Raw genomic sequence first — 1,869 nt, 5'->3', positions numbered from 1 at the left:
GCCTTGAGACCGGGCGGACTGCTGGCGGTCTGGTCGGCCTACCCGGACCGGTCCTTTGCCGACCGGCTTCAGGAGACGGGATTCGAGGTCGAAGAGGTTGTCGTTGACCCGGGCGGGATCTTGCAGGAACCGCCCCACATCATCTGGCTTGCGTCCAAACAGAGTTGAACTGAGTGGCGAGCGGCGCCCGCCGCCAGACGCCATTTTGCGCTTGCGCGTCCTAAGTCGGCTTCGTTGAATGCGTTGAGTTCCGCTCGGCGAGCGGCGGCTGCCATCGTCTGAGCAGTCGAGCGCCTCCCTCTGCCTAGCGCGTCAGTCGGCGACGGTTGGCCCGAACAGCACGTCGGTAGTGCGCAACCGTCTTTCCAACAGTTTCTGGCGCTGTCGCGCCCAGCTTGCCCGCGAGTGCCAGTTGCTGGAGCTCGAACAACGCTGCGATCTTCTCGCCGACCATTCGCTGAGCTTCGGCATGGGCCGCCGCCCCGCCTTGGGCCATTCTGATGCCCCGAAAGCCAATGACGGCCGCCGCTTCAAAACCGAGCAACCAAGCATCGGCCCCAATAGAAAACCAGGCGGAAAGGGGATTTGACTGGTGCATGGTGTTCTTTCGGGCGCTGAACGCACAAGCTCTTCCAACCTAGGGCCGGGGTGGAGCGCGGCGGAGATGGTGTAGCGGCGATCAAGAGCAGCTCGGCGGTGCAGGCACATAGGCGGCGATAGCGGCTTCGACAGCGCGCAGGCCTACTTCGGTTGGGACGGCAAGATCGATGGGGTGTCCGCCGAGTGCATCGTAGTGGGTGTTGAGGAATGCCACTGCTGCGCCCGACTGGGGCATGCGTTCGCAGGCCAAGCGCGCAGCACGGCCATGGCGTGCGGCTTGCTCGGTCGGGGACGGTCAAAGCGCTTCTTGAATTGCATGTTCAACGGTGACCTTTTGGGTTGGATTGAGTCGCGAGCGCGGTCAGCTTAGCCGGTGCACCGGTGCACCGGTGCAGAAGCCGACCGCGGCGAGCGTCGTGCCGGCAATCGCGAAGTTTAGGTCCATGGGAGGCTGCGGGTTGGACGGGGGCCTGGGTCCTATGAGACCCGATCTGCCAGCGGACGCATCTAAAGATGCCAATGATCCTTGCTCAGGACGGTTTACCGGTCGGAGCGGCCGGCGTTCCCTTCTTGCTCGGAGCAGACGCGTTCTGCTTGGGCGGCCCTTCCTTCTTCGGCTTGCGGATTTCCTTGTTACTCTTGCGCTGACCCTTGGCCATTTATCGCTCCTCTTTTGCGTTCGCGCCGGTGGCCAACGCACTGATCCGGGTCGGAGCAGCTAAATCTATTGCCCGTGCCAACCGCCGTTGTCCGGCGAGTGGGCGGCCCTGGTGCAAACACCAGCTGCTCGCCCGCGCCTATTCGGGAATGTTCTGGACCAATGGCAGTAGGTCTCGCGCGCGCATCAACGCGAGATCGTCTGTCATCTGCCGAAGGACGCGAGTCCGGTGCGAGAACGTATTATGGCGTTGTCCTATCAGACCATTGGCAAAATCACTGGAAAATGCAGCTGTCATATCCTGGAGAGCCGCGTCGAGCGCGTCGATCTCCGAACGATGCTGAACACTGTCAGGGGTCGAGGTCTGCGTCTGTGTGGCGGGTGAGAAGATCATCATGCACAGCTCCGTCATGAGCGGGAGCACAAAGCATCTCTCAGTCGCAGCTGCGCTCGTGGCAGGTGCTGCGATGGCTCCAATATAGGAGGCGCGGCTGTTATTGTTAGGCAAGGATGCCAATTCGGCCCGGTGCAGCCCTTTTGGAGAGAAAGAAGCGGGATTGGCGCCGCCTGCCGTCGCGAATTCGGATGCAGCGGTCGTAGTGGGTTTAGAA

General features: G+C 62.1%; 3 protein-coding genes. 1 reads left to right on the top strand and 2 read right to left on the bottom strand.

The window, feature by feature from the left end:
- Positions 1–349 precede the first annotated feature (349 nt).
- The gene (locus tag GON01_RS16700; RefSeq protein WP_181600262.1) at positions 350–589 is read left to right on the top strand and encodes a hypothetical protein; all 240 of its coding nucleotides are present in this window, start codon (positions 350–352) and stop codon (positions 587–589) included.
- A gap of 541 nt (positions 590–1,130) precedes the next feature.
- On the opposite strand, the gene GON01_RS17230 is transcribed toward GON01_RS16700, so the two are convergent.
- Together GON01_RS17230 and GON01_RS17045 are read right to left on the bottom strand one after the other, a co-directional pair.
- On the bottom strand, positions 1,131–1,259 hold the full coding sequence (locus GON01_RS17230; RefSeq protein ID WP_258558473.1) for a hypothetical protein: 129 nt from the start codon (positions 1,257–1,259) through the stop codon (positions 1,131–1,133).
- Between the two features lie 138 nt (positions 1,260–1,397).
- Positions 1,398–1,869 (bottom strand): hypothetical protein (locus GON01_RS17045; protein ID WP_220128476.1); only part of this gene is annotated, 472 nt, incomplete at its 5' end.

Origin of the sequence: Sphingomonas horti (assembly GCF_009753715.1) — a bacterium.
Classification (GTDB): Bacteria; Pseudomonadota; Alphaproteobacteria; order Sphingomonadales; family Sphingomonadaceae; genus Sphingomonas_B; species Sphingomonas_B horti.
Note: the sequence above shows the minus strand (reverse complement) of the source record. Positions and strands in the feature narration are given on the sequence as shown.